Consider the following 20,557-nt stretch of genomic DNA (forward strand, 5'->3'; position numbering starts at 1 on the left):
TTCAACTCCCTCCCAGCACACGCATGCTGATTGCACTGTCAAGCGGAAAGTCGATCGGGATGGGATCGCCAATACCGAAGGTCGGCAGGCTGTTGAACAACATCGGGGTGAAGTCGTATTGCACACGGATCTGCACTTCATTCAGTGCCGGCACTTCGCAAAAGCCGACATCGGCGACCGCCAGCCCCGGCAATACCGGGGTTGCACCGCCCAGCTCTGAGCCATACACAATCAGATTGCTGGCTCTGTTGATCAGGTTGTTTGGCAGTGTACCGCCCAGCGTCGGACACTCGCTCAGCGAATCCTGCTGGCCGTAATTGAGTTGCGTTGCCAGAAGTCGAACGCCGCTTCTCTGTGCTTTGGTCAGGGTGTTGTATTGATAGAGCATGCGCCCAACCTCCGCTGTCGCCAGCATCAACAGGAGCAAGACAGGCAGCACTAACGTCATCTCCACCGCCGCGATGCCACGCTGACGCTGCCGGTACGAATAGGATTGCCTGTTCATCATGAGTCTCCACTGTCCGAGTCACGGTAGAGCACGATCTTGATCGGCACCGGGTCACTGGTGGGTGTCGAGGTGAACGTGCCGATCGCATCGCACCCCTCCGACTCGGTGAAGAACTGTCCGAACACTTCGGCATCGGTCCCCACATCCACGTTCTGCATCAGGAAGAAACAGCCCACGCTATAGACATGGACATCCTCACTGGTACCGGATATGGACCCTGTACAATCGCCAATCGGCAGCACAAGTTCACGGCGACGGCAGCCACTGCCCTGACAGTCGGGGTAGTTGCTGGTGTATTCATCGAGATAGTCCTGGTAGTCAAAGAGCCCGTCGATACTGGTGGACCCATCCTGGCGTTTGATGACCGGCACGCCCTGATCATCCAGCCCATCAAGCACCAACGGGTTGGGCCCTACCGGCGTCGGCCCTGCCGGCGTGCTGCCACTGTAATAGGTGTAGGTCACCTCATCAGCCGGTGCGGTGGTCGGGTCCACCGGCCCCTGATAGATGCCCAGACGCGTATTGAGCCCTTGCCCTACTGGCCCTGACTTGTTACCGGGTTCTGTATCGGCTGCACTGTCATCACCAAAGTTGGCGCAGGAATCACCGACACCGGCAAGAGCATCGCGCAGGTCATCGCCGCCGGTTCCATCAAGGCGCAGCAATCGGAAGTTACCGGGGCCAACATCCGATCCGCTGCCACCGGCCAGTTTGATCACGCTGATATCCCCGAGGCTCTCGACATCGTTATTGTCGTTGTCCGGATAACCGAAATAGGTGTTGCTGTCGGAACAGTCATCGTCCGGGTTGTCCGGCGTGTAGGTGCCGTCGGTATCACAGCCACAAGCCAGTATCGGCAGAATGTCGCAGGTGTTGGCATTGAGGCCGATGGGGCCCGCTACGGCACTGGCGCTGACCGGTTTGTCCGCCATGCCGACCACCTGCAAAAACCACACATCGAGCTGGAGATCCTGGGCGATAACACGCACGTAAGGCAGCGCAGTAGCACTGTCGACGAACGGATTAAGCGTGGTGGAAAACTGAACCTGTAAGGGGGAGCCACTGCTGGCGTAGGCATCGTTCAGTTCGGCGCTGTCGTCAAGGCCGAGATTACTGAGGAATGCAGCCAACGCCGAGGCCTCTGCTGCGGTGTGCACAGTACCGACGGCGGTGTCCTTGGGAAAATCGGCAATCGTGCGTGCCGCGCTTAGCGCTGCGGCATCGACCGCGTTCTGCAGCCGAGTCTTGTTCAGTAACAGATGGCCCCCGTCCAGTGCCAGCCCCGCCATGGCGAGCAACGCCAGCATGGCGATAGCGACCAGCACCAGCACAACCCCCTGCTGCTGTTTTCGCATCCCCCCCTGAAGTTGGCGGTTCATCGTTGCCTCCCGTCAGGCCGGCGATCATGATCATTCGGCCCGATCTGTGTTATTCAACTCTGATGGTTTATTTACCGATATTGATTTCGATATCCCCGTCGATTCCGCTACCGCTTTGCGCCTCTCCCCGATAGTCCGACATAACGTGCTCGGCCTTCTCGCCATTGAGGCGCAACGGTCCGTGGTTGTCGGCGGCGTAAGCATCGTGGGTCTGCGTCATCCGCATCTCCTCCACCGCCAACCCCATCGGCTCGGGAGGCGCATTGCCGAACCCGCTGCATCCGGGGACCAGCAGCAGACCCGCCGCCACCGTCCAGTACTTCCATCGATTGCTGTTCATGATGTTGCTCTCCATCTTGTGTAGGGTGCTGAAAACAGCTCGCACTACTCGATGCTGTGTCCGAAAACAGACTCGGTACCATCGGCCACCGGGAAGACGCGCACACCGTCATCGCCTGAAGGTTCGCCTGCCAGGCCGTTGCCGCCAGCAAGTGCCTGTTCGTTCCCATCAGGAGCTGAGGCGTCCGGCGTTTCGCCGCTCATGGTGGTATCGGCACTGGCCAGCTGACCGCGGGTGCGTCCCATCAGGTAGAACTCCACATCACTGGGCTCCACGAATCCGTCGCCGGGTAACTTGATACCTTCGTTCTTGAACGGTTTTGCCAGTGTCGGCGTCACCAGAATCACCAGTTCCGACTCGCCCTTTTCAAACTCCTGGCTGCGGAACAGCTGACCGAGCACCGGCACATCACCCAATCCCGGGAATTTGCTGACCGCCTCGCGGGTGCTTTCATTGATCAGCCCCGCAATACCGATGGTCTGACCATCGCCTAGCTCAACGGTGGAGCGGGCGCTACGCTTGGTCAGCGCCGGCACGAAGAAGGTGTTGTTATTAACGCCGACCGTATTGTTGATCGAGTTCAACGATGTAAGCTCCGTGACGGCCACGTTAAGGCTGAGATTGATCGTCCCGGAGTCCAGCACAACCGGGATAAATTTCAGGCCCACACCAAACTCCTTGAATTCGATGGTGATGCCATCCTCATTGGGTACCGGGATCGGAAACTCACCGCCGGAGAGAAACTCAGCCTCCTGACCGGTCAACGTGGTCAGTGTCGGCTCGGCCAGCACCTTGGCGCTGCCGTTCTCCTTAGCTGCATCAAAGGCGAGCTGGAACAGCAATCCACCATCAAGGTACTGTGCAAAAAGCCCCTTGGCGGCGAACCCCAGCGGAGAGTTAGCGATCTCGGTGGTCAGCTGGTTATCGTCGATGGAGTAGGAGAGTGATCCCGGCTGACTGCTGCCACCGACCAGCCAGCGGTCATCACTCACGTCGAGGGCGTGAAACTTCACCCCCAGGCGGCGCATGACACTGCGCGACATCTCGGCCACCGTCACCTTGAGCATCACCTGCTGGGAGCCGCCAACCTTCAGCAGGTTGACCACTTCACCGCTCTGGCTCGCCCCCTCTTTGGTGGGCTTTTGCAGGAAGCTGTCAGCAAGACGCACCGCCATATCCATGGTGCCGATATTGGTCACTTCACCGCTGAGCAGGATCGAGCCCTGGGAGGAGTTCACCTTGATCCGCTCATTCGGCGCCATCTCGTAGAGCTTCGCCTTCAGACCGTTTATATCCGGCGTGACCTCGACGTCGATGGACGCGGTCAGGCGGTTGTTCTTGTCCCAGAGCAGCACGTTGGTCGTGCCGATGCCCTTGCCAAGTACATAGATCTGCTGGGATCTCATTACCAGTATGTCGGCCACCTCCTTGTTCCCGATCGATACTTTCTGAACCGGACCGTTGAGTTGGACAACCTTCGATTTGTAGAGCGGCACCGAGAAGTGCTGCACCATCGTATCAGCGTCGGCTTCGACGGCTGTTGCCGCATTCGCCTCCCGCCCGATCAACACCGCCAGCAGCAGAATCATCAGGGCAGCCGGCAGCAGAAACGCCTGCCAACTGTCGTTTGCTTCCACCCTAGCTCTAGTGGGTTCTGTGCGCTTAGCCATGATCCAATCTCCTCGCTCACGTCCGATCTTCGGTTGCCACATCCAACGGCGCGCCGGGACTACATCGGTACCTGTTTGCGCTCCCATTCAACGCCCTTGATCACGATCACAGACGGAGGGGCACTGTAGGTGCGTGTCTTTTGCTTTTTCGGGGGTTCAGCCTGAGCCACAGGCGCAGGCGCCGGGGCAGGCTCGATAGTCGGCGTGGCAACCTCTTCACTCATCGGGTTGCGCAAGGTCAGCTGTATGCGTCCTTCGTCGCGTGCCTTGGCCAGTTCTTCAGACTCCTTCGGTGTCAGCTCAAGCGTGACAGCCCGAACGACAATGGGGTCGTTCTTGTCGGTGCGTGCTTTCTGATCGACGGCCAGCACCTTGATATCCTTGAGCACCGTACGCGCCTTGACACCGCCGCCTTCGTTCTTGGTGGCGATCACATCGACGTGGTTACCCGGCAACAGAAACCCTGCGACACCGACCACATCATTGACGCGTACCGTGAAGGCTCGCTTCTCCGGATCGATCAGCGCCGCCAGCGTGGCGCCCTCTTGATGCTCGCTCAGTCGCTGCCGGCGGATAACATCACCCACGAGGATGTCCTGAGTGGGGATCATCCCCTCGATCTCGGCGGGATCGGCCACGCTATTGGCCGGTACAAGATCCTCCGGCAGCAACTGAATCTTCAGGTGACGGCGCTCTATCGGCTGGCCGTAGGGGATATCCATCGCCGCGTAGACGACAGGCTGGCCTTCGGCGGCCACGGCGGTGTTGCTGCCCGGCAGTTGCTGCTTCAACCAGGAGTTGGCGTAGAACGCCGCACCAACGGCGAACACGATCGACAGGGTCAGCAGCAGTAAGGTTCTACCCTTAAACATGATCATTCCTCCTCCCGGCTGCAGGGCTTGGCGACATTTCCACTTCGGCATCGAGTGATACGAAGTAGCTGTCCCAGGCCCAGGTCAGGGCTTGAGCGTCAAGTGATGCGGCATCGCCGCCGAGATAACGCACGCGGTCCTGAGCCATACCCAGCAGATCGCGGGGATGACAAGGACGAAGCGCAACATCGCGCCGTGCGTGCAATTCAGAGATGGCGAACTCGAGCAGACCGGGATCAAAGGCGATCCCTTTTTCTGCGCACACCTGTTGCCAGATCTGCGCGTACTCATCCCGCTCCAGATATCCGAAATAGATCTTGTAGCCGATACGTCGCAGGAACGCCTCGTCGGCAAGATCCAAGGGATTGATGTTGGAAGAGAACACCAGAATCTGATCGAAAGGTGTCTGGAAATGTCGCCCGGCACCGAGGGTCAGGTAATCGCGCTTCTCCTCCATCGGCACGATCCAGCGGTTGAATATCTCCATCGGAGTGGCCCGCTGACGTCCCATATCGTCGATGATGAAGATACCGTTGTTCGCTTTCAGTTGAAGCGGTGCCTGAAACTCTTTGGTTACCGGATTGAAGTGGATCTCCAACATATCCATGCCCAACTCGCCGCCGGTGACAACCCGGGGCCGTCGACAGTTGACGAAGCGGGCATCGTACCCCTGATCGAACAACAGACTGGGGGTGTGGATCGCTTCCTCGATCGGCTGATGCAGCAGCGGATCAAACAATGACACCACCTGTTCGTTGACGGAGATCGCATAGGGGATCAGGCAACTGTCATCGAACAGACCGGTCAGTTTCTGGGTGATGTAGGTCTTGCCGGTACCGGCAGGGCCATAAATAAAGATGGCTCGGCCCGAGTTCATCGCAGGGCCCAACTGCTCCTTGAGCGCATCGCGCAGAACAACCGATTCGAACACCCGGTTCAGGGATGTAGCCGTAACCTTACTGCCATGCACCGATTGCGCCCGAACCAACTCCCGGTAGCGCTCCACCGGCACCGGCGCAGGCCCCAAATATCCGCTACGGGCAAAGGCATCGATGGCAACGTCCCGACCTCTCTGTGTCAGGCCGTAACTGAGTTCACGATTATCAAATCCCTGGCCGTGCACATCAATCAGCACCTCCTTGCGCAGAAACTCGATCAGCCCCTCCAGCACCGGGCCCGCCAGTGCAGTTCTCTGCATCAGCTTTTTGGAGGTCAGCAACCCAGCATCATAAAGATGCTTGATCAGCAGTTCGGTCAGAAAATGCCGACTCAGGCCGGTATCATCCAGCGTCAAAGGCCTTGGCGCGAGGGTCCTGAGCCCTTCAAGCGCAGACCGCTGTACGCCCTCTGCCGACACGGCAGCCGACATGGATTGATCAGTCGTCATTGAAATATTCATTGCATCACTCCCAACGCCTGAAGCTGGTAGCCGACCTGAGTGAACAGGTGATAGAAATCCAGTCCGCCGGTCAGCCCCAGATACACAAGGGTTCCGGTGGCGATAGCAGACGAAAAGGGAAAACGGTGGCGGGCCACTGATCCGGGCTCCGCCGGTACCAGCGTGCGGGCAGTGATCATGACCAGATATCGGCGGTACAGACTGGTCAGCTCACCGCTGCGCAGGATTAGATACAGAGCAACACAACCACCCGCCACCAGAGCAAAGCAGGCTGAGGTAAAGACCGCCATCGGACCGAGATACGTCCCAACAGCGGCCATCAGTTTTACGTCTCCAGCCCCCATACCACCGGTCAGGTAGAACGGCAGGAACATGATCAGCCCCACGCCTGCACCTTTAAGGCCGGTCAGCAATCCCTCGCCATCAAGGAAGGTATATTGCAGGAGCAGTCCCACTATCAGGGCTCCATAGGTAAGCCAGTTGGGAATGCGATGGCGACGCCAGTCCGTCAGTGCCGCCAACGCCAGTATCAGCAACAAGAGGAGCGTAGAGCCGTCGTATGTATAAAATGACAACATGATCCTCTCCCCCTCTTACCCTGCTGAACTGAAATGCTCCGGTGAATCGTTCACCTGTCATCAGGCGTACGTGCGAAGCAGCTGACCAACCGGCCCCCATAGTCTGTTAACACGCACCCGCTTTAGCTGCGGTATCCGGAGTGCTGAGCACATCAGCCAGGTACTGAATGACCTCTCCGACTTCACATCCAAGGTTGGTAAACGCGGTAATCACAGCAGCCGCCACCAAGCTACCGGCGATTGCATATTCCACGGTCGTCAGTCCCTCCTCTTCCTTGAAGAAGTCCACCATTTTCTGAGTGATAACGTTCATTGTTCCGCCCTCTTTGATTAAGCCATTCAAGGCCGAATACTCCGGCTCAACCGCTTTACAGCAGGTCGTCACACGGCACGTGAATGACTATAGGTAGGGGGTGTAAATCGAGCTGGGATTATCTTGCGTAAAAAGTAGGACTATTTTGACCAGCGCTGTAACAGATACGAAACACCGCCATTCGTGGATGAACACAATCGGTTAAAAAACGGTATTTGTATGAAAAGAATGACGGAAAGACAGTAATAGGCGTTAAGAAACCTTAACTACACTGAAACACAGGAACCAAGGATGTAACGACCGGGCGGACCCACCCAAAGCGGTATGCAACAATAATAGTGGGAGTTTGTACGTCATGGCTCAACGCTGTCAGATTCCCGTGCTGTGGATCGATCTTCGCAGCTCGGAACGCTCCACCACGTTGCTGGAACTGTTCAAAGCGACTTTTCAAATCGAAAATCTGGACCCGCACAACCCGGTTTTCGATCACAGGACCCTTTCCCCCTGTGCGATCTGTTTTGACTTTGATTACCCCGACATGCACGGCTTGATGCTGATGCGCGAGCTGCATGAGCGCTACCCCCGCCTGCCGATCATCATGATGACTGAGCAGCACTCCGAATCGTTGATGGTATGGGCACTGAGGGTCAGGGTGTGGGATATTTTTCTGAAACCCATGACACGATCAGCCGCTGAATACCAGATTGGCGCACTATCGAACTGCATTGAGGAGGCCGCTCACGACCCCACGGCACTGAGTGCTGTAAGCCCGATGCTGCGCCTCCCTGAGGAGTCCCGGTTCAATGCCAGCAATGCCGCTGAAACCCGGGCGGTGCACCCGGCACTCTCCTACATGCAGCTGCATCTGGGGGAACACATCACCGAGGAGCGCCTGGCTCAATTCTGCAACATGCGTCCGCTGCAATTCAGCCGCATGTTTAAAAAGGCTTATGACGTGACATTTCAGGAGATGCTGCAGCAACTGCGCGTCAAGGAAGCAACCCGTCTATTGGAAAACCCAGACTTGCAGATACTGGATGTGGCGCTCACCGTGGGCTATCGCGACCACTCCTACTTCTGCCGCGTGTTCAAGAAATACCTGGGTGTCACGCCCAAGACCTTTCAGGAACAGTTGGTTTCACAAAGCGAAGAGGCGCAACGGGATCTCAGTCAGGGCAAGCTCTACGCGGTGGCTAACTTGAGCCAACCGGGCGAAGCCGCTTCGGGGGGATGGGCACGCCACCGCTCCCAGTGAAGCGGCGGCGCAAGCCTTATTTAGCGGGTATGCTCGAGCAGATCCTCGACCACTTCATCCTCTTCATGGAGATCATTCGCAACCGGATCCGCGCCCGGCAGAATCAGGTTCAGCACAATCGCCACAATACCGCAGAGGCTTACACCCTGCAGATTCAGATCGCCAGCACCGATAGCCATGCCACCGATACCAAATACCAGTGTCGTTGCCACGATCACGAGATTGCGCTGCTTGGCCAGATCCACATGCGCCTTGATCAGAGTATTCAAACCAACCGACGCGATAGAACCGAACAATAGAATCAGAATACCGCCCATCACCGGTGCCGGAATGGTCTGCAGCAGCAGGCCAAACTTGGAAACAAACGCGAGTAGAATCGCAAACCCGGCCGCCCACAGCATCACCACCGGATTAAATGCCTTGGTCAGCATCACCGCACCGGTCACCTCCGAGTAGGTGGTATTGGGCGGACCACCGAACAGCGCCGCAACACTGGTGGCCAAACCGTCACCAAACAGGGTGCGCTGCAAACCGGGCTTACGAATGTAGTCACGCCCCGTGACGTTACCGATAGCGATGATATCGCCCACATGCTCAATAGCTGGCGCTATGGCCACCGGTATCATAAAGAGTATCGCCTGCCAATTGAGCTCTGGCGTCACAAATGCGGGTACAGCCACCATGGGAGCGGCCTGAACTGCGCTGAGATCAACCATACCAATCACAAAAGCCGCCGCGTACCCGACGAATACGCCCGACAGTATCGGCAGCAAGCGGAATATACCCCGCGCAAACACGGACACCAGCAACGTGGTGGTCAGTGAAATCATCGATACCAGAATTGCGTCGCTGTACGGGAAGAGATCGATCGAGCCGTCGCCACTCTTGCCCATCGCCATGTTCACTGCGATAGGCGCAAGCCCCAGACCGATAATCATGATGACAGGGCCGGTCACAACCGGCGGCATAATTCTGTGGATAATACCGGCACCACGCAGCTTGACCACCAGCGCCAGCAGCATATACACGATCCCGGCCGCCATCAGCGCGCCCATGGTTGCCGGCACGCCCCAGGTCTGAGTGGCATAGCTGATGGGCGCTATGAACACAAAAGAGGAAGCCAGAAAAATCGGCACTTTAAGGCCGGTGACCAGATGAAACAGCAACGTTCCGACCCCGGCCGTAAACAGGGCCACACTGGGGTCCAGCCCGGTCAGCAGCGGCATCAGCACAAGGGCGCCAAAGGCGACAAACAGCATCTGAGCCCCGGCAAGAACCGTGCGCCAGCTCTTGCCGCTGGCGTTCGCCATCATATTCATATCGTTCATCGACACGCCCTTATTTGGTTCCGAAAATCTTGTCGCCAGCATCGCCCAACCCCGGGATGATGTAGCCGTTTTCGTTCAGGTGGGAATCGATCGAAGCCGTGAAAATATCCACATCGGGGTGGGCCGCCTGAACTTTCGCGATACCCTCAGGCGCGGCAACTAGCACCAGCGCACGGATGCTGGCACAACCAGCCTTTTTCAGCATATCGATCGTGGCGATCATCGACCCCCCGGTCGCCAGCATCGGATCGACGATCAATGACATGCGAGCATCGATGTCACTGGCGAGCTTCTCGAAATAGGCCACGGGCTCAAGTGTTTCCTCGTCACGGTAAAGCCCGACCACGGAGATCTTGGCACTGGGCACCAGCTCGAGTACACCATCCAGCATGCCCAACCCCGCACGCAGAATCGGTACAACTGTGATCTTTTTACCCTTTATACGCTCTGCCTGAACAGGGCCGCACCAGCCCTCTATCTCATACTCTTCCAGTTCGAGATCCTTGGTCGCCTCATAGGTCAGCAAACACCCCACCTCGGCCGCCAACTGCCTGAAGCTGCGCGTACTTTTGTTAACAGAGCGCATCAACCCCAGTTTATGCCGCACCAACGGATGGCGGATCTCGTGAACACTCATGACTGACTTCCTCTCTACCCGGTCGACACCTGAAGCTGACCGACCTATCAAAATTAGACGAAAGACTAACCAAACACGCCCATCCTGTCATTAACAGGAGTTGCCCTTGTCCTTAAACCGCTTTATCGTTTTGCGCTTTTATCGCCTGGGCAGACGTCAGGCCGGTTAAAACCAAGGGGCACCTAGATGAGCCACGTCGATCTGGAACACATCAAACAAGCCTATATCGAATCCGATCTGCTATTCAGTCAGGCCGAAGTCGAGGCTGCTATCAACCGTATGGCCCACAGCATTACCGAGCAGATGCAGGATGCAAACCCGGTCGTTTTTTCCGTCATGAACGGAGGCCTGGTAATAGCCGGCCAACTCCTGACCCGTCTCAACTTCCCCCTTGAAGCCAGTTACCTGCACGCCACGCGCTACCGCAACACCACCTCCGGTCATGAACTGGAGTGGAAGGTTCCGCCCATGGTCGACTTCAAAGGCCGCCCGGTTCTGATCATCGACGACATTCTTGATGAGGGACACACGCTGGCCGCTATTATTGACTACTGCCGCGATGCAGGTGCGGCCGACGTACAGTGCGCCGTTCTGGTCAACAAACTGCATGACCGAAAGGCGCGCCCGAATCTCAAGGCCGAGTTCGTGGGGCTCGAGGTCGAAGATCGCTATATTTTCGGCTACGGCATGGACTATCAGGGTTACTGGCGTAACGCGCCCGGCATTTTTGCCATAAAAGGGAAATAGCGCCTAGCGCGAACAGCAAAAATTTTCAGTTTCCGATCCCTGTACGCAGGTTAGAATCGAAACAGGTCAATAACTAACAGGTCACTCATGACGGAACTCGTCATCTTGGCGGTATCGGCAGCGACACTGGCAATCTGGCTTTTCAGCCTACGGCGTAAAGCGCCCGCCTCGCGCCGCCTGTCCCGCTAAATCGCCAGATCATAGAGCCCCGGAGCCGCACCCGAATCACTCGGGGTGCAACTCCTCATAAAGGTTGACGAACTCGGCTGTCAGTCGGTGTTTGGGCGCGAGCTGTATCAGCGGCTTGGCCGCTGTATGAGATTCCTTCATTTTTACCGACGCCGGTATACGCGTTTTCAGTACCGGCAGCGACTCCGCCAGCAACTCCTCGACTATCTTCTGCGGCAAAGACGCGCGCGGCTGATACTGATTGACTACAATCCCCTCTACCGCCAACGTTTCGTTGTGATCGGCCTGGGTTTCCTGCACGTTATTGAGCAAGCTATACAACGCCTGCCGCGCAAAGTCGTCACAGTCAAACGGGATTAGGCAGCGCTCGGCTGCGCAGAGCGCTGACAGCGTGAAAAAGTTGAACGCTGGCGGCGTGTCGATATAGATCGCATCAAAGTTCTCGAGCAACGTTTCAAGCGCTTCTCGCAGCTTGTAGATCTTGTGCTTGGACTCCAGCTTGGACTGGAGATCCCCAAGATCGGGGTGCGACGGAATCAGCCACAGGTTGTCGAAAGGCGTTTGATGCACATAACTCTGCGGATCAGCAGGCTTGAGCTGAAAGCTCAATGTCGACTCGAAGAAATCGCGTATGTCGGTATCGGGTGAGTTGGCCTCGTCACCCAACAGATAGTGGGTCGAGTTGCACTGTGGATCCAGATCTACAACCAACGTGCGCTTGCCTCTTGCAGCACTGATTGCCGCCAGATTCACCGTAATACTCGACTTGCCCACACCGCCTTTCTGATTGAACACGACTCGACGCATCGTTGTATTCCTCTAGCTCGCGCGCGAAGGCGCCAGTGCACACACGATCAGCCCTGAGACAACAGCTCTCGCAGGTCGATGATCGCGGCATTGGCGCGTGAAATATAAGAGGCCATCACCAGCGAGTGATTGGCCAGGAAACCGAACTCCGTTCCGTTGAGAATCATCGGGCTCCAGATGGTTGCCTGGGTAGCCTCTAGTTCGCGGATGATCTGGTCGACGCTAACCCGGGCGTTTTTCTTCTCCAGAGTCGGCCCGAAATCTTTCTCGACAGCCTCAAGCAGGTGGATCAGCGCCCAGGCCGTACCGCGTGCCTCGTAAAAGACATCGTCGATCTCGGTCCAGGGAGTCTGGATTTCGGATTCATGTGCAGTTTTGGTGGACTGGGAAGCGCCGGGGCTCCCCGCCAGATCCGTATTCAGGCGGCGCTGACCGACACTGGCGCTCAAACGCTGGGACAAGCTGCCCAGACGCGTCGATACATCCCCCAACCAGTCTCGCAGATTATCAGCTCGGGCATAGAACTGGGCTGAATCCTCGCCAGTTTCGGCCAAACCGGCCTGATACGCACGCAGTGCCTTGATCGCTTTGCGGTACTCCCCTTCCGTATCCGGCAGAATCCAGCTGTTGGCATCGAAATGCAGCTGCGGCTCTGCCACGACAAGATCAGGGTCTTCCGTGGATTGCGACTGGGAGCGGCTGAACGTCTTGCGCAGTGCCCGCGACATATCGCGGGCCTGAACCAGTGCACCGAACTCCCAGTTGGGCATATTATCCAACCAGATGCCCGGCGGCAGACGATCATTGCTGATATAACCACCGGGCTTGTCGAGCAACGTCTCGGTAACCTTGATCAGCGCCTCGCTGGTGTAGTAGCCGACCACGGGCTCCTGCCCAAGCGCCTCTGCCTGCTGGCTAGCCTGGGCGGCAACATCGAACCGCGCGGGTTCAAAACTCCAGTAAATACCGAATCCTGTTGCGATCAGCAGGTAAACCACCACCAGCGCCAGAACGCCTTTCACCATCCGGCCACCGGCGAGTCGATTCCAAAGCGGATCCCAAATTTTGAACCAAATACGTTGCAGACTATCGAACACGTGCATCCCTCATGCTTATATCGCCACTGCCGCCCCTTGTGGACATGCTGTATGCAGGATTTCGCACTCGCGCAATCAACTGCTAACCGGCGATCCCGCGATAAATCCAACAGCTTTGAGCGGGTATTATGATGCGTTGCACTATGGCGAATTTCCCAGCACCGGTCAACGAATAGCCAAGTCTGGTCATCGCCTTGAAATGTGGCGTGGAGATCGGCGCCATCCCGAAAACTGATGTGCAAAAACCAGCCAATCGAAATCAAAACTGGCTGTAAACGTCGGCAAACTACGCCCTAATGCATGAATATTTATGATTCACATGGACAGATATTCCGCTTTAATGCACACTTATGCGCACTTTTATTCTTAACTGCCTGATCGGGGTTGGACTCTTCGTTTCGCGTTTGCCACAGCGGTAAACGTACCCAACCCGCAGGTGAAGTTGTCATCCTCAAACTTAACAGCCAAGTCCGAGACTCTATTCCGATGGATATCCGCAAAGTTAAAAAACTGATCGAACTACTCGAAGAATCCAACATCAACGAGATCGAGATCAAAGAGGGAGAAGAGTCGGTTCGCATCAGCCGGACCTCGAGCCTGGTACCCCAGGCTGCATACGCGCCGATGCCGTATGCCGCCGCTCCTGCTCCGGTACAGCCCGCGGCACCGGCCGCCGCTCCGGCAGCAGAAGCCGCCCCTGCTGCACCGGCTGACCACTCTGTTCGCTCGCCGATGGTTGGTACCTTCTATCGATCTCCGTCACCGACTGCCCCGGCCTTCATCGAAGTTGGCCAGACCGTTAAGGCAGGTGACGTAATCTGCATCGTCGAAGCGATGAAGATGATGAACCAGATCGAAGCGGACAAATCCGGCGTAATCGAGGCGATCCTGGCAGAAGACGGACAGCCGGTCGAGTTTGACCAGCCGCTGGTCGTTATCGCCTGAACCGACGTCTCGAACTCGACCTGAGGATTTCTGAACGATGCTCGATAAAGTGCTCATAGCCAACCGCGGCGAGATCGCATTGCGTATCCTGCGCGCCTGTAAAGAGCTGGGGATCAAGACTGTCGCCGTGCACTCCGTTGCCGATCGCGACCTGATGCACGTTCGTCTGGCGGACGAGGCGGTGTGTATCGGCCCCGCGCCCTCTACCCAGAGCTACCTGAACATTCCGTCCATTATCAGCGCAGCTGAAGTAACCGATTCCGTGGGTATCCACCCCGGATATGGCTTCCTGGCGGAAAACGCCGGTTTTGCCGAGCAGGTTGAACAATCCGGTTTCACCTTTATCGGCCCCCGCGCCGACACCATCCGTCTGATGGGCGACAAAGTGTCCGCGATCGAGGCGATGAAAAAGGCTGGCGTCCCGACAGTTCCAGGCTCTGACGGCCCACTGCCTGACGATAACGAAGCGATTCACAAGACCGCCAAGCGCATCGGCTACCCGGTGATCATCAAAGCCGCCGCCGGTGGTGGTGGTCGTGGCATGCGCGTGGTGCACACCGAGGCTCACCTGACCAATGCCGTTCAGGTTACCCGTACCGAAGCCAAAGCGGCCTTTGGCGACGAGACTGTGTACATGGAGAAGTTCCTCGAGCGTCCGCGTCACGTGGAGGTTCAGGTGCTCGCCGACGGTCAGGGCAATGCTATCCACCTTTACGACCGCGACTGCTCACTGCAGCGCCGTCATCAGAAGGTGGTCGAGGAAGCACCCGCACCCGGTATCGATCCGGAGGCACGTGCCGCGGTTCTCAAGTCCTGTGTCGATGCTTGTGTCGAGATCGGCTATCGCGGTGCCGGTACATTCGAATTCCTGTATGAGGATGGCGGCTTCTACTTCATCGAGATGAACACCCGTGTTCAGGTAGAGCATCCGGTTACCGAGCAGGTCACTGGCGTCGATATCGTCAAGGAGCAGCTGCGTATAGCCTCCGGCCTGCCGCTGTCGATCAAGCAGGAGGATGTGAAGCTCAACGGCCACGCCTTTGAGTGCCGCATCAATGCCGAGGATCCGCGCAACTTCATGCCTAGCCCCGGCAAGGTGACCTACTTCCACGCGCCCGGCGGCAACGGTGTGCGCGTCGATTCTCACCTGTACGGTGGATACACTGTCCCGCCTCACTACGACTCCCTGATCGCCAAGCTGATCACCTGGGGCGAAGATCGCGAGACAGCACTGATCCGCATGCAAAACGCCCTCGACGAGATGGTGGTGGACGGGATAAAGACCAACATCCCGCTGCACAACGATATCGTTCGCGACGCCAACTTTGCCCGCGGCGGTGTCAATATCCACTATCTGGAGAAAAAACTGGGCCTCTGATTGGTTCCGTTTCGCATCCTTAAAAAGCCCGCTGCTGCGGGCTTTTTTGACTCTATCTGGCCGATCAATGGTTTTCCTGAGGCCAGAGTTTGATACATACTCAGTTTATCGCAATGACGGAGCCCCCAATGCCCTGGCTACAGATTAAGGTCGAGACCGCCCCCGAGCAGGCCGAGCAATATGAAGATCTTCTGCTTGCTGCCGGATGTGCTGCGGTTACCTATCAGGACGCAGCAGACCAGCCCATTTTCGAACCGGATCTGGGCACCACCCCGCTGTGGAGCCAGACCGTCGTAACCGGACTGTTTGCCGCCGAGCATGACCTTCAGGAAACCTTGGACCTCCTGCGGGAGGCGCAACAACAGATGCCTGAAATCGAGGGCCGCGCAGCACCGGAGTTCAAGGCTGAAATTCTGGAGGACAAGGACTGGGAACGGGAATGGATGGCGAGCTACCATCCGATGCGTTTTGGAAACCGCCTCTGGGTTTGCCCCAGCTGGCGAGAAGCTCCGGACCCTGATGCCGTGAACATGATGCTCGATCCGGGGCTGGCCTTCGGTACCGGGACTCACCCAACCACCTCCCTGTGTCTTGAATGGCTGGATGGCCAGGCGCTGGACGGACAACTGGTTGTGGATTACGGCTGCGGCAGCGGCATCCTGGGTATTGCCGCTCTACTCCTTGGTGCCGATCGCGTGGTGGCGGTCGATATCGACCCGCAAGCACTCACCGCTACCCGCGACAACCTTGAGCGCAATAAGCTCGAGTCTTCGCGGCTGAATGTCAGCTTGCCTGGAGCAACACCGGCAGTGAAAGCCGATACGCTGGTTGCCAACATCCTGGCCGGCCCGCTGGTCGAGCTGGCCCCCACTCTTGAGGCACTGGTACGCCCAGGTGGAAAGCTGTTGCTCTCGGGCTTGCTGGCCGATCAGGGCGAATCGGTGTCAAACGCCTACTCTCAGTGGTTTGAGATGGAGCCAGCCGTTGAGAAAGAGGGTTGGATCAGACTGACCGGGACAAAACGCCAGGACGCATGAACGAGCCTCTGATTACCGAATGCCCCGGGTGCCACGCGCGCTTTCGTGTCACCCCCGGGCAGCTGAATCTGGCCCAGGGGCAGGTACGCTGCGGCGCCTGCCTACTGGTGTTTGACGCCCGTAGCGAAGCCGACAGTCTTGAGCGCAAGCGCCGGGAGCACTCCCCTGCCCGCCCACCGGTGCGCCAGGCACAAGCAACCACTTCGGCACCAACGAAAAGCCCCGCTCCGCCCTCGGAGCCCAACGTTGTCGCCCAGCAGGGTTCACAACAGGGAGTCTCCGGGCCGGCCCCTGTGAAGGATACAGAACCCGAAATACAAGCCTCTGCAGCCCCCGAGACCGAAGAGGTTACCCAGTCTGCCCGCGAGCGTCAGCACTCAACACCGGATCCGCGAGCGATAGAGCCGAGTGTTGTTGAAAGCGAAGTGCCCAATATTGAAGAGGACCTGATCCCCAAGCTCTATGCCGAACCGATTCTGCTGGAGGTCAGCCGGGAACAGAACGACCCTTATGCTGCAACAGGGTGGGCCTTGGCCTCTATTCTGGCCCTATTGGTGTTGGCCGGACAGTATCTGTGGTTCGAGCGCGCCACGCTTGCACACACCCCGGACCTGCACCCGATCTACGCCCTTGCCTGCGACACAATCCCCTGTGCGCTGGGGCCTCAGGCCTATGGTTCGATTGTCAATCAACGCATGGTCGTGCGACCGCATCCGGCTTTTGCCGACGCGCTGAGTATCGATATCGAACTGCGTAACGATGCAGCCTTTGCACAGCCCTACCCTGCCCTTGATCTAACCTTTACGGATCTCAAGGGTCGTCTGGTCGCCCATCGGGTCTTCCAGCCTCGTGAATACCTCGCCTCTGGCAGTGCTGGAGAACTGATGCAGCCGATGACACCGGTGCACGTACAGCTGGAGATAACCGATCCAGGAGTGCGCGCCATCAGCTACGAACTCAACCTGCGCCCGGCTGGTTAAGCAACGTTCGCAAGAAGCTCAAAATGCGCAATTGGTCAACCCCGAAATCGATCAAAAAATCGACAAAAACAGGTTGGAGCCCCCTGTCCGAAAGAGTATCATTGGCCGCCTTCCAATAACGAACCCGACCTAAGCCACTCGGCTTGGGCCAGTATTCTTTTCCCTTTTGGCAGGTGTGTGATGTTCCAAATCGGCCCTTACTCCATTGACAGTCAGGTCGTTCTGGCACCGATGGCTGGGGTCACGGATCGTCCCTTCCGCCAACTCTGCAGACGCATGGGCGCAGGCCTGGTCGTCTCGGAGATGGTCACGTCCGACACCCGCCTCTGGAACTCCCGCAAATCCGCCCTGCGACTGGATCATACCGGCGAAGCCGAACCCCGTTCGGTACAGATAGCCGGTGGCGATCCCGAGATGATGGCCGATGCGGCCCGCATGAACGCTCAACGTGGCGCTCAAATCATCGATATCAATATGGGTTGCCCGGCCAAAAAAGTCTGTAACAAGGCTGCAGGCTCTGCGTTGCTGCGCGACGAAGTCCTGGTGGGTGAAATTCTGGATGCGGTTGTTAATGCGGTCGACATACCGGTCACGCTGAAGATCCGCACCGGTTGGTCACCGGAGCAGCGCAATGGTGAGCAGATCGCCCAGATGGCCGAGAAAGCGGGCATTGCGGCTTTAGCCGTGCATGGGCGTACACGGGCCGATCGCTATCAGGGCGAAGCGGAGTACGACACCATCGCCCGCATTTGTGCGCAAGTCTCCATTCCGGTATTCGCCAACGGCGATATCGACTGTGCACACAAGGCGCGAGAAGTTCTCGACTATACCGGCGCCAGCGCCGTAATGATCGGCCGCGCAGCACAGGGGCGCCCCTGGTTACTGCGCGAGATCGACCATTATCTGCGTACGGGGAAGGAGCTGGCCGCACCACAGGCTGAAGAGATTCTGTCGATATTGACCGGCCATCTGGAGGCGCTCTATGCCTTCTATGGCGATTTCATGGGCGTGCGCATTGCGCGCAAGCATGTCGGTTGGTATCTGCAGCAACACCCGGAGGCTGCCGGGTTCAGGAAGCATTTCAATCAACTAGAAACAGCAAGTGATCAGGTCACAGCCGTCACCGCCTTATTGGCGGGGTCGGCCGCCGCCTGAATCCAGGATTGGGTACATGAGTACAGTGGATAGCAAAGATTTGGAACAGTATGCACACACCACCCAGCCGCAGTCCGGCATGCCGGCGCAGACACTGCGTGACACCGTGCACCAGTCGCTGACCAGCTACTTCAAGCAGCTTGACGGTCAGCCGGTTACCGACGTGTACCAGATGGTCCTGTCTGAGATCGAAGCGCCGCTGTTTGAGAGCGTTATGGCGTATACGAAGGATAACCAGACCCGTGCGTCTGAAGTCCTCGGCCTTAACCGCGGCACCCTGCGCAAAAAACTGAAGCAGTACGGCCTGCTCTAATCGAGAGCAATCGAGCGAACCGAGAGAAGCGAACCCGAGATTATGTCTGAGCAGAACACAACCCCTATTCGCCGCGCGCTGATCAGCGTGTCGGACAAAACCGGTATCGTCGACTTCGCCCGCGCCCTGAGCGAGCGCGGCATCGAGATCCTCTCTACCGGCGGTACTTTCAAGCTGCTGCGCGAGAGTGACATTGCGGCGACCGAGGTTTCCGACTACACCGGTTTCCCGGAGATGATGGCTGGCCGTGTCAAAACCCTGCATCCGAAAGTTCACGGCGGCATTCTAGGCCGTCGCGGCACTGACGATGCAGTGATGAGTGAGCACGGTATCGATCCGATCGATATGGTCGTGGTCAACCTCTACCCCTTCGCTCAGACCATCGCCCGTCCGGATTGCGATCTGCCGATGGCGATCGAGAACATCGATATCGGCGGACCGACCATGGTGCGCTCCGCTGCGAAGAACCATAAGGATGTTGCCATCGTCGTCAACGCCTCTGACTACGACGCTATTCTGAAGGAGCTCGAAGCCGACGGCGGCCTGAGCCAGAGCACCCGTTTCGATCTGGCGGTTAAAGCCTTCGAACACACCGCGGCTTACGACGGCATGATCGCCAACTACCTGGGCGCCATCGTCGAGGGCGATGCCGAGGAGCCGGCCGATTTCCCGCGCACCTTCAACACCCAGTTTATCAAGGCGCAGGATATGCGTTATGGCGAGAACCCGCACCAGCGTGCGGCATTCTACGTCGAAGCCAATCCGGCCGAGCCGAGTGTGTCCACCGCCCGCCAGCTGCAGGGCAAGGCACTCTCTTACAACAACGTGGCCGACACTGACGCCGCGCTGGAGTGCGTCAAGCCGTTTAAAGAGCCGGCCTGCGTTATCGTCAAGCACGCCAACCCCTGTGGTGTTGCGATAGGCAACGACATTCTTGAAGCCTACAACCGTGCGTTCCAGACCGACCCGACTTCGGCTTTCGGCGGCATCATCGCCTTTAACCGGGAGCTGGACGGCGAAACGGCGAAAGTGATTGTCGAGCGTCAGTTCGTCGAGGTGATCATCGCGCCAAGCGTGACCAAGGAAGCCTCCGATATCGTCGCCACCAAGCCCAATGTGCGTCTGCTTGAGTGCGGTGAGTGGGACGCCCAGCGCGCCCACGCGTTCGACTACAAGCGCGTCAACGGTGGCCTGTTGGTGCAGGATCGCGATCTGGGCATGATCGATGCGTCTCAGCTCAAGATCGTCACCAAAAAACAGCCCTCCGAGCAGGAGATCCGCGATCTGCTGTTCTGCTGGGAAGTGGCCAAGTTCGTCAAATCCAACGCCATTGTCTACGCCAAGAACGGCCAGACTATCGGTATCGGTGCCGGCCAGATGAGCCGTGTATACTCCGCCAAAATTGCGGGCATCAAGGCGGGTGATGAAGGTCTGGAAGTCAAAGGCTCCGTCATGGCATCCGACGCCTTCTTCCCCTTCCGCGACGGCATTGATTCTGCCGCAGAAGCCGGTATCACCGCGGTGATCCAGCCCGGTGGCTCAATGCGTGACCAGGAAGTAATCGACGCTGCCGACGAGCACGGCATGGCGATGGTCTTCACCGGCATGCGCCACTTCCGTCACTGATACA

General features: G+C 57.8%; 21 protein-coding genes. 9 read left to right on the top strand and 12 right to left on the bottom strand.

The features are described from left to right. Window position 1: 1 nt before the first annotated feature. The 8 genes from ADIMK_RS02430 to ADIMK_RS02465 form a co-directional block, all read right to left on the bottom strand. The gene (locus tag ADIMK_RS02430) at window positions 2–505 is read right to left on the bottom strand and encodes a TadE/TadG family type IV pilus assembly protein (protein ID WP_051692346.1); all 504 of its coding nucleotides are present in this window, start codon (window positions 503–505) and stop codon (window positions 2–4) included. Continuing rightward, on the bottom strand, window positions 505–1,887 hold the full coding sequence (locus ADIMK_RS02435) for a pilus assembly protein TadG-related protein (protein ID WP_036183027.1): 1,383 nt from the start codon (window positions 1,885–1,887) through the stop codon (window positions 505–507). The genes ADIMK_RS02430 and ADIMK_RS02435 overlap by 1 nt, the downstream gene beginning before the upstream one ends. 67 nt (window positions 1,888–1,954) lie before the next feature. Further along, window positions 1,955–2,227 carry a hypothetical protein gene (locus ADIMK_RS02440; RefSeq protein ID WP_036183029.1) on the bottom strand — a complete coding sequence of 91 codons (273 nt, stop codon included), beginning with the start codon at window positions 2,225–2,227 and terminating at the stop codon, window positions 1,955–1,957. Window positions 2,228–2,271: 44 nt separating this feature from the next. Next, a complete protein-coding gene (locus tag ADIMK_RS02445; RefSeq protein WP_036183031.1) occupies window positions 2,272–3,897 on the bottom strand; it encodes a type II and III secretion system protein family protein in 1,626 nt (541 codons plus the stop codon). Between the two features lie 59 nt (window positions 3,898–3,956). Continuing rightward, window positions 3,957–4,769 carry a Flp pilus assembly protein CpaB gene (gene cpaB / locus ADIMK_RS02450; RefSeq protein WP_036183279.1) on the bottom strand — a complete coding sequence of 271 codons (813 nt, stop codon included), beginning with the start codon at window positions 4,767–4,769 and terminating at the stop codon, window positions 3,957–3,959. Continuing rightward, a complete protein-coding gene (locus tag ADIMK_RS02455; RefSeq protein ID WP_231516982.1) occupies window positions 4,762–6,168 on the bottom strand; it encodes a DUF8689 domain-containing protein in 1,407 nt (468 codons plus the stop codon). Before ADIMK_RS02455 ends, cpaB begins: the two co-directional genes overlap by 8 nt. After that, entirely contained in the window at window positions 6,165–6,746 is a 582-nt protein-coding gene (locus ADIMK_RS02460; protein WP_051692348.1) for an A24 family peptidase, read from the bottom strand. Before ADIMK_RS02460 ends, ADIMK_RS02455 begins: the two co-directional genes overlap by 4 nt. A gap of 106 nt (window positions 6,747–6,852) precedes the next feature. Next, entirely contained in the window at window positions 6,853–7,059 is a 207-nt protein-coding gene (locus tag ADIMK_RS02465; protein ID WP_036183037.1) for a Flp family type IVb pilin, read from the bottom strand. A gap of 355 nt (window positions 7,060–7,414) precedes the next feature. Here ADIMK_RS02465 and ADIMK_RS02470 point away from each other — a divergent pair, with 355 nt between their 5' ends. Continuing rightward, window positions 7,415–8,314: a helix-turn-helix transcriptional regulator gene (locus ADIMK_RS02470; protein WP_036183039.1), complete on the top strand. Its 900-nt coding sequence runs from the start codon at window positions 7,415–7,417 to the stop codon at window positions 8,312–8,314. 20 nt (window positions 8,315–8,334) lie between these two features. Here ADIMK_RS02470 and ADIMK_RS02475 read toward each other — a convergent pair whose 3' ends face one another. Next, the gene (locus ADIMK_RS02475; protein WP_231516983.1) at window positions 8,335–9,642 is read right to left on the bottom strand and encodes a uracil-xanthine permease family protein; all 1,308 of its coding nucleotides are present in this window, start codon (window positions 9,640–9,642) and stop codon (window positions 8,335–8,337) included. A 10-nt stretch (window positions 9,643–9,652) separates the two neighbouring features. Continuing rightward, entirely contained in the window at window positions 9,653–10,279 is a 627-nt protein-coding gene (gene upp, locus ADIMK_RS02480; protein WP_036183042.1) for a uracil phosphoribosyltransferase, read from the bottom strand. Window positions 10,280–10,465: 186 nt separating this feature from the next. Here upp and ADIMK_RS02485 point away from each other — a divergent pair, with 186 nt between their 5' ends. After that, a complete protein-coding gene (locus ADIMK_RS02485; protein WP_036183044.1) occupies window positions 10,466–11,026 on the top strand; it encodes a hypoxanthine-guanine phosphoribosyltransferase in 561 nt (186 codons plus the stop codon). Between the two features lie 225 nt (window positions 11,027–11,251). On the opposite strand, the gene ADIMK_RS02490 is transcribed toward ADIMK_RS02485, so the two are convergent. Continuing rightward, window positions 11,252–12,022 carry a ParA family protein gene (locus ADIMK_RS02490; RefSeq protein ID WP_036183047.1) on the bottom strand — a complete coding sequence of 257 codons (771 nt, stop codon included), beginning with the start codon at window positions 12,020–12,022 and terminating at the stop codon, window positions 11,252–11,254. A gap of 47 nt (window positions 12,023–12,069) precedes the next feature. Further along, window positions 12,070–13,047: a DUF2333 family protein gene (locus ADIMK_RS02495; protein WP_231516984.1), complete on the bottom strand. Its 978-nt coding sequence runs from the start codon at window positions 13,045–13,047 to the stop codon at window positions 12,070–12,072. A 558-nt stretch (window positions 13,048–13,605) separates the two neighbouring features. On the opposite strand from ADIMK_RS02495, the gene accB reads away from it, so the two are divergent. From accB to purH, 7 genes are all read left to right on the top strand, one after another. After that, on the top strand, window positions 13,606–14,064 hold the full coding sequence (gene accB / locus ADIMK_RS02500; protein ID WP_036183051.1) for an acetyl-CoA carboxylase biotin carboxyl carrier protein: 459 nt from the start codon (window positions 13,606–13,608) through the stop codon (window positions 14,062–14,064). Window positions 14,065–14,101: 37 nt separating this feature from the next. After that, on the top strand, window positions 14,102–15,442 hold the full coding sequence (gene accC / locus ADIMK_RS02505; RefSeq protein ID WP_036183054.1) for an acetyl-CoA carboxylase biotin carboxylase subunit: 1,341 nt from the start codon (window positions 14,102–14,104) through the stop codon (window positions 15,440–15,442). A 128-nt stretch (window positions 15,443–15,570) separates the two neighbouring features. Further along, window positions 15,571–16,479: a 50S ribosomal protein L11 methyltransferase gene (prmA, locus tag ADIMK_RS02510; protein ID WP_036183056.1), complete on the top strand. Its 909-nt coding sequence runs from the start codon at window positions 15,571–15,573 to the stop codon at window positions 16,477–16,479. Further along, a complete protein-coding gene (locus ADIMK_RS21185; protein ID WP_051692350.1) occupies window positions 16,476–17,459 on the top strand; it encodes a zinc-ribbon and DUF3426 domain-containing protein in 984 nt (327 codons plus the stop codon). The genes prmA and ADIMK_RS21185 overlap by 4 nt, the downstream gene beginning before the upstream one ends. Before the next feature lie 180 nt (window positions 17,460–17,639). Beyond that, entirely contained in the window at window positions 17,640–18,614 is a 975-nt protein-coding gene (dusB, locus tag ADIMK_RS02520; protein ID WP_036183058.1) for a tRNA dihydrouridine synthase DusB, read from the top strand. 16 nt (window positions 18,615–18,630) lie between these two features. Further along, window positions 18,631–18,927, top strand: a complete 297-nt coding sequence (gene fis, locus ADIMK_RS02525; RefSeq protein WP_036183061.1) for a DNA-binding transcriptional regulator Fis — start codon at window positions 18,631–18,633, stop codon at window positions 18,925–18,927. Window positions 18,928–18,969: 42 nt separating this feature from the next. Then, the gene (purH, locus tag ADIMK_RS02530; protein ID WP_036183064.1) at window positions 18,970–20,553 is read left to right on the top strand and encodes a bifunctional phosphoribosylaminoimidazolecarboxamide formyltransferase/IMP cyclohydrolase; all 1,584 of its coding nucleotides are present in this window, start codon (window positions 18,970–18,972) and stop codon (window positions 20,551–20,553) included. The last annotated feature ends 4 nt before the right edge of the window (window positions 20,554–20,557 follow it).

The organism is Marinobacterium lacunae, assembly GCF_000705555.1.
Classification (GTDB): domain Bacteria; phylum Pseudomonadota; class Gammaproteobacteria; order Pseudomonadales; family Balneatricaceae; genus Marinobacterium_D; species Marinobacterium_D lacunae.